The organism is Pedobacter sp. (assembly GCF_035317785.1).
Lineage (GTDB): Bacteria > Bacteroidota > Bacteroidia > Sphingobacteriales > Sphingobacteriaceae > Pedobacter.
This window is the reverse complement of the sequence record NZ_DATHGC010000186.1, coordinates 1-6919: the sequence shown is the minus strand read 5'-3', so window position 1 is coordinate 6919 and position 6919 is coordinate 1. Positions and strand designations below refer to the sequence as shown.

Annotated in this window: 4 protein-coding genes; 1 reads left to right on the top strand and 3 read right to left on the bottom strand. The window is 48.8% G+C overall.

Annotated features, from left to right (window positions below; all coding sequences use genetic code 11):
• Nucleotides 1-481: 2-hydroxyacid dehydrogenase (locus VK541_RS11455; protein ID WP_324370148.1), on the top strand; the 481-nt coding region annotated here is incomplete at its 5' end.
• Nucleotides 482-493: 12 nt separating this feature from the next.
• Here the strand turns inward: VK541_RS11455 and VK541_RS11450 are convergent.
• From VK541_RS11450 to VK541_RS11440, 3 genes are all read right to left on the bottom strand, one after another.
• Complete coding sequence (locus VK541_RS11450; protein ID WP_324370146.1) at nt 494-3667, bottom strand: PVC-type heme-binding CxxCH protein; 3174 nt, start codon at nt 3665-3667, stop codon at nt 494-496.
• 91 nt (nt 3668-3758) lie between these two features.
• Complete coding sequence (locus VK541_RS11445; RefSeq protein ID WP_324370144.1) at nt 3759-5177, bottom strand: DUF1501 domain-containing protein; 1419 nt, start codon at nt 5175-5177, stop codon at nt 3759-3761.
• Nucleotides 5178-5213: 36 nt separating this feature from the next.
• A partial coding sequence (locus tag VK541_RS11440) for a DUF1549 and DUF1553 domain-containing protein (protein WP_324370142.1) occupies nt 5214-6919 on the bottom strand: 1706 nt, incomplete at its 5' end.

The window sequence follows — 6919 nt, the reverse complement described above, 5'->3', positions numbered from 1 at the left end:
GCTGGCAGCCGCCTTTGGTATGAATGTGGTCTATTGGAGCAGATCGGTTCAGGATGTGCCTTATGCTTTTTTGAGTATGGATGAAGTTCTGCACCAGTCTGATGTGCTGAGTCTTCATTTACCGTATACCAAAGAAACCGGGACTTTGATTTCTTCAGCGCAGTTGGCGTTAATGAAGCCGGGTGCTCAGCTGATCAATACGGCAAGGGGCCAGCTGATTGACCATGAAGCCCTGGTTGCAGCATTAAACAGCGGTCAGCTCTCTGGGTTTGCAGCTGATGTTTTGCCGGAAGAGCCACCTGTGAAAGGTTTTCCTGTATTACAGCATCCAAATGCGCTCATTACACCGCATTCAGGCAGTCTCACGGCATCGACCTTTAGAAAGATGTGTGTTTTGACTGTTCAGAATGTGGTAGCGGTGCTCACTGGTGATGAACCAGATCCGCTCAGCATATTTAACCGCAAAGAACTTCGGCTTTAATCCAGATCCGTTTTATTTTTCCATCGGATGCAGTTTTAACAGCTCTGACGGGGCATAAAATCCTGTTTTTGCTTTTGTTGCCGCTCTGATGGTTTTTACTTTTTCTGCAGATACCGGGACTGCGCTGTTGCCAAAGGAGTTTCGTACATAGGTGGCTATTGCGGCGACCTCGTCATCTTTTAACATTCCTCCGAAAGGCGTCATGGGCACTTGTCCGGCATATTTCTGCCCGTTCACTTCTATTGGTCCGTGCAGTCCTTTTAAAATGATTTTAATCAGGCGTTCTTCGTTTCCGGTAACCCACTTGGTTCCTTTCAGCGGTGGAAATCCTGATGGAGAAAGTCCGTTGCCGTCTGGCTGATGGCAGGTAATACAAAATCCTTCCCGTGCGTAAATGGCTTTCCCTTTTACATACAGGTCCCTGGCCGGGCCTTTTAATTTTGTTTTTATTTTTTCCTCTTGTTTTTCTGTGGCAGACCTGCCATTCAGGTGTGCAAAGGCGGTTTCGTAGGAAACCTGCATCCAGTCATCTATTGGTTTTTTTGCTGCTTCGTTAAGGATAGCGAGTCCGCTGTCCTTAGGCAGCCATGAAGCTGTTGTAATGACCTCGAGCCTGACCCTTCCATGCGGATCTGCGGCGGCCTGCATTAGCAGCTCCTGTTGGTTTTTTACCTGGTGCCCGGTGTAGCGGAGCACCCGGACTGCGGCAGCCCTGGCATGGTAGTCTTTTGCTTTTAATAGCTGACTCAATAACGACTGATCGACCTGGTTGAGCCCCCAGCTTACCCAAAGGGCCTCCAAAAGGTGGTGCTCATATCTGGGGTCTGTCTTATCCAGGGCAGCAGTCCATACTTTAATTTGAGCCAGGACTTCTGAAGCTTTGCGGCCCCGTAATTCTGCCCTGGTATGGTAACGGGTTCTGTATTCAGGTAATTTAAGGTTTTCAAGCAGTTCTGCTATGCTGGCTCCGGCTACTTTTGCAGGCTTCACCAGTGGTCTTGACGGATAGGTGATCCTGTAGATTCGGCCATGAACATGGTCTCTCAATGGGTCACGGGCATTGTGCTGCATGTGCCCGATCAGGATGTTGTGCCAGTCTGCTACATATAATGAGCCGTCAGGGGCGAATTCCATATCCACCGGCCTGAAGTTTTTGTCGCTGGCTACCAGCAGGTCCTGTCTGTGCCTGCTCTGATAGCCCGTTCCCTCATCTTTCAGTGTATGTTCTTTAGTCCCAAGGAAACCAATGGTATTGTTGATCAGGAAATCACCCTGCAGTTCGTCCGGGAAGTGGCGGCTGGATACAAATTCCAAACCTGAAGTGGGGCGTACGCGGTGCTCCGGCTGAACAAGGTCCCTTGAGGTTTCGATGGTAACGCCATATCTTGGTTTTACACTGACAGGCATCATCCAGCGTACTGCGGGGCCCGAAGTCTCTGCGTAGAAATTTTGTCCCCAGTCATCAAAAGCGATGCCCCATGGGTTAGGTACATAAGGCTGAGCGGTACGTTCTAATTTCCGGAGCTGCGGGCTGTACCTGTAGAACCCGCCGTTGGTACCCCTTACCGGGCCATAAGAAGTTTCTACATTGGTGTGCAGGAATACGCCTTCTCCCATGTAAATGGCACCGGAAGGATCTGATGCGTATGCGTGTATGTTGTGATGGGTATCGTGGTCATCAAAGCCGCTCAGTAAAATATCTTTGGTATCTGCCTTATCATCACCATCGGTATCTTTCAGGAGTACGAAGTTTGTACCCTGTGATAAATAAACGCCATCTGCAGTGATCTCAAATCCAAGCGGCAGATGCAGGTGATCGGCAAATACGGTCTGCTTGTCTGCCTTGCCGTCATTGTTGGTATCTTCCAGGATGATCAGCTTGTCGTTGGGCTTGCTGTCTCCGGGTTTGTAATGCGGATAGCTGGGCATGGTGGCCACCCACAGCCGGCCTTTGTTGTCAAATGTGATCTGGCAGGGTTTGGCCAGGTCCGGGAATTCCTGCTCGGAGGCAAAAAGGTCGATTTTAAAGCCCGGAGCTACTTTCAGGGTGGCCAGTGCGGCTTTTCCGGACAGGTATTCGAGGCTACCGTTATTTTTTGGATTGTAATTCGTTTTTACCGCAGGAACCGGTGTAGTCTTTTTATCCGCTGCTGTGAGGTCCATTTTTTTGCCGTTTGCGGCCTGCCAGATGGCGGTATCCCGGATAGCTGTGAGCTGGCGCAGCTTGGTGATCTCTGCAGGATAGTTATCAGGCCCAAAGGGATCAAACCTTCGTCCATAAGCATGGACACCATTGGGTATTTTGAAATCATTGTGCCACATCCAGTTCTTTTCCAAAACCGCTGCATGAACCATTTCGCGCTGTGCTTCGGCCTTTACCGGTGCTTTGCCGAATACAAGGTCTGCCAGTAAAGGAGCGAAACGGGCATAACCTTCATCGCTCAGTTGTGAGCCATCTATGGTCAGCGGTTTTTTAGCGTTTTCAAACCAGCTTTTTGTTACCGGGTAAACGTCAGCGTACAAGACATTATTTTTTCCGGCGACCTCTTTCATTGCTGCGGCATATGAGGAGAGGTTGAGGTTTTCCTGTTTGCCGTCCGGGAGGTCAAATTCTTTCGAGCGGTCTTCAAATGCAATGGGTGATACGATGGCCAGCTGGGGCGCAGCACTGCCGTTATATTGTTGTTTTAGTGTATGCTTAATGAATGCATCGAGCTCTGCTTTATAGGTTTCCAGACCTTTTGGCCCTTCAAAAGATTCATTGTAGCCAAAGAAAGCAATGATGACATCGGCCTTGAGCCGGGTTAGCCACTGATCTTCTGTTTCGAAGAAGCCCTGGCTGTCTGAGAAGTTGGCGAGTTCTGTCTGGAATTTCTCTGCGCCCGGAAAAGCCCACGGAGAGACCCTGCTGGCATGCGGACGGAAACCGGGTGTGTTGCCGCCATCGCACATATTTCGTATAAACAGGTTGAAATCTGGATACCGGAGGTGCATTTCTGTTTCAAAATGGCCATAATTCATCATTCTGGAGCCAAGATTATTCCCGATCAGCACGATGTGCGTATCTTTTTTCAAAGGCAATAGCTGCTCTGAGGACTGTTTAAATTGAAGGGTAAGTACTGCGATCAGCAAAACTAAAGCTATTCTGAGCGCTGTTTTTGCATTCGTTCGGACAGATCTGATCATCTGGATTTGGGTTTGGTTAGATTTCTTTGTGTGTTGCTTACTAAAGATAGGATATTAATGCGAGTGAATGAATTTTTGTTGCACAAATCCATTAAGTAAACAGATCCAGAACCGGTTTGCCCAATCCGTCCGGGGTGGTGTAGAACGGTCTTTTTTCCACAACATAATTTGCATCGGGCGCTATGCCGAGCGCGTGGTAGATACTCTGGTGGACCTGATCGATCACGATCGGGTTTTCTATTGTTTTACAAGGCCTTTCGTCTGCAGTTTTGCCATAAACATTTCCTTTTTTTATGCCGCCGCCAAACATCAGCATGGAACAACCATCTGTAAAGTGTCTGTGCATTCCATAATTTTTAATGTCCTGGATTACATCAGGCTGATCGACCTGTTCCTGAACTTTGGCATCCGGCCGGCCTTCTACCATCATGTCGCGGCTGAATTCACTGGCCAGAATCACCAGTGTGCGGTCCAGACGCCCGGTTTTGTCCAGGTCTTTGATCAGCTGGGCGACAGGGCCGTCTATCTGTTTTTTCATATCGATAAGCCTGGTATAGCCGTTGTCATGTGTATCCCAGCCTTTAAACGGTTCGTATTCCGTAGTCACGCTGATGAACCTGGCACCCTGTTCGGCGAGCCTGCGCGCCATCAGGCAGCCGAGACCAAATTTACCGGTGTTGTAGATGTCGTAGCTCTCTTTAGGTTCCTGGCTCAGGTCGAATGCTTTTGCCTCAGGCGAATTTAACAAGATATAAGCTTGTTCCATAGACCTTTTCAACGACTCCTTTTGGTAGTCGCTGCCATATTCGCCCATCGGGTTTTGACTGATCAGGTCATGATACAGTTTATTTCTTTTTTCAAACCTGCTGGACGACATGCCCACGGGTGGCTGTACACTCTCCAGACCAGCAGAAGGGTCGGGAATCAGGAAGGGGCCAAATTCATTGCCGAGAAAACCAGCGGTGTGGAATGCTTTCAGTTCTTCTCCCTCACCAAGTGTAAACCGCTGGCCTATATCAATAAAAGCGGGAATCACCGGATTTAACGGGCCAAGCTCTTTGGCGATCCAGGAGCCGATATGCGGTGCCGAGACAGACTGAGGGGGTTTATAGCAGGTGTGCCAGTGGTACTGATGCCTGGAATGCAGAATGTGCCCCATATCTCCTGCTACGTAAGACCTGATCACCGTGCCTTTGTCCATTACGTTACCGATCGATTCCAGCCCTTCAGAAAAATGAACCCCGTCTAAAATAGTCGGTACAGACTTAAAGGTGCTCAGTACACTGCTCGCCTGCATTCCTTTTGAAAAAGGGGTGTATTTTTTAGGATCGAAAGTATCGGTATGGGCCATCCCGCCTGCCATCCAAAGCAGGATTACGGTATCTGCTGTAGCATTGCCGTTCTTTTTATTGCAGGAAGACAGCAAATTGGTCAGAGGTATACCTGCAGCCATCGCAGCCAGGGTAGCTGCGCTTGTGTTCTTTAAAAAGTCTCTTCTGTTCCAGCTCATCTTATAAATATTTGTTCGGTTTGACCATCATCTTCTTTAGTAAATAATCTGAAATTCAGGAAGGAGAACTACTGCCCAGAAAAGATCCTGAATGGCTGCTGTATCCGGAGATTTACCCAGCGCCTGTCTGGCCAGTTTAAGTTCCTTTTCTACCGGGGCACGTCCTAAAGTCCGGCCGTAAATTTCTTTGATCAGTAAATCCGGATCCTTGTATTTTGCTTTCCATTGTTCTGCTCCCTGTTTCAGTACGGCATTGAACCTCCCGCCGTTGGTCAGTTCCAGCGCTTGCAACAGATTGGCCTGGGAATCCCTGCTCGTCGCCACGGTTTCGCGGTTTGGCCTGCCCAATGCGGTCAGGAATCCGTTGTTTGCCACAAGGGAGGCCCGTACAAATGCCGGCTTATAGGCTGCGTTTGTAAAAGGATTATATTTAAGGTTGGAGTCGGCGAAAACAGGGGAGATGACGTTGCTTACTGCATCTGTAAACTGTTCTGCAGACATTCTTTTGCGTGTCATTCCTTTAAATTTATACTTCGGATCGCTGATCTGCGCTACTTCTTTAAATCCAACCGAAGGCAGCTGATAGGTATGAGAAGTGGCGATCAGGTAGATCAGTTCTTTGATGTCGGATTTTCCGGCAGTGAAGTTAAAGGCCATCCAGTCCAGCAAGTCCTGGTTCCACGGCTCGTTGTCCATCACATCTACCGGCTCTACCAGGCCGCGGCCCATAAGCTGAGCCCAAACGCGGTTCACTATGGTTCGGTACAATCTGCCGTCTTCCGGCCTGATCAGGTTTTCAGCAAGCTGTCTTCTTTTTTCTGCGACGGGAGCTTTGGCGTCTATATTGCCCAACTGCTTCCACAGCATCCGCGCGTCCACAAATTTACCGGTTGGCTTTTCACATCGGCTGATCTCCAATGCTGTGTCTGCAAAAATATTGGCAAAAGCATAGGCATCTTCCAGTTTCCAGTCGCTGATGAAGCTGTTGTGGCAGGAAGCGCACTTGAGGTTCAGACCCAGGAATACCTGGGAAACGTTCTGTGCAGCCTGCATTTCAGTTTTCTGGCTGGCATTGACCACACCACGCCATTTTATACCCTCAATAAAGCCTTTGGATTCGTCTGTTGGGCTGATCAGTTCTTTTACAAACTGATCATAGGGTTTGTTGGTCTTTAAAGATTTGTAGAGCCAGTCGGTGATGTCGAACCTGCCGCCTGTAATGTAGCCGGTACCCGAATAATCATTTCTTAAGGCGTCATTCCAGAAACTGAGCCAGTGCAGGGCATAATTATCCTCGTTGTTGAGTAATTGTCTTACCCATTGTGCCCTTTTATCTGGCCGGGTGTCTTTGATAAATCTTTCCTGATCTGCAAGCGGAGGTAAAAGGCCAATGATGTCCAGGTAAACTCTCCTGAGGTAAGTATGGTCATCGACCAAAGCAGGCCATTGTATTTTGTTCTTTTTAAAATACTGGTTGGTCCAGAGATCGACCGGATTGGAAAGATTGTCCGATGCAGCAGGCAGGGCTGGATTGCGCGGCTCGAGTTTTGCAACGCGATATGCTGTTTGTTTGCTGCCGTCTTCTGGCCAGGGGGCGCCTTTGGCAAGCCAGAAGCGAACAATTGCAATGTCTTTTTCAGGCAGTTTTTTGCCTTTGGCCGGCATGACATCTTTGTGGTCTGCAGGAAGATTGATCCTTCTGAACAGCTCACTTTCCCCGGGATTGCCGGGAACTATAACAG